Genomic DNA, 862 nt, shown 5'->3' with positions numbered 1-862 from the left:
TAGCCGGCCTGCGTGACCGTGCCCGCAGCGCCCGCCCCACCCGTGCCGCCGGCACCTGCGGTCGCGCCGGCGCCGAGGGCAAAGCCGCCGCCGCCCTCGCCGCCCTTGCCGCCGGCGCCGAAGACGCCGCCGTCGGTTCCGACACCGCCCGTGCCGCCGGTGCCCCCGCCGCCGCCGGCCTGCGCGAAGGTGCCGACGACACCGTTGCCGGCGCCGCCCTTGCCGCCGACCCCACCCGTGCCGCCGGCGCCGCCGCCTGTGCCGTTGATGCCGTGGCCACCCGTGCCGCCGGTGCCGCCGTTACCGCCGGCGGTGCCCGGGCCCGCTAAGGCGGCCGGCTGACCGGCACCCCCGGCCCCACCGGTGCCGCCGGTGCCGCCCACTCCCGCAACACCAGTAGCGCCGTCCGTGCCGAAGAGACCAGCGGAGCCACCCGCGCCACCGACGCCCGCGTCACCGCCCGCCCCGGCATGGCCGCCGGTACCGCCGGCCATGCCGACTCCAGCGCCCCCGGTACCACCGGCGCCGCCCATGCCGCCGCTGCCGCCCGCGCCGCCGGCTCCGGCGGTAGACAGCATGCCCCAGCTACTGCCGCCGGCACCGCCGGTACCGCCAACTCCGGCGTTGCCGCCGGCTTCGCCGGTTGCGCCGGCGATCAGCGCGTCGGCGCCGGTATAACCCGTGCCACCGGTTCCGCCGACGCCGCCCTGTCCGCCGGCCCAGCCGAACAGCGCCCGGCTGGTACCGCCGACGCCACCGGTCCCGCCGCCGCCGCCGGCGAATGTCGGCCCGCCGACGCCGCCGATGCCGCCGGCACCCCCGGCCCCGCCGAAGCCGCCCAACCACCCGCCGGCGCCACCAT

General features: G+C 80.6%; 1 pseudogene. It reads right to left on the bottom strand.

What is annotated here, in order from left to right:
- A pseudogene (locus AO501_RS38190) lies at window positions 1-862 on the bottom strand (hypothetical protein); the annotation flags it as partial.

The sequence above is a fragment of the Mycobacterium gordonae genome (genome assembly GCF_001417955.2).
Taxonomy (GTDB): Bacteria; Actinomycetota; Actinomycetes; order Mycobacteriales; family Mycobacteriaceae; genus Mycobacterium; species Mycobacterium gordonae_B.
This window is presented reverse-complemented; position numbering and strand designations above follow the sequence as displayed.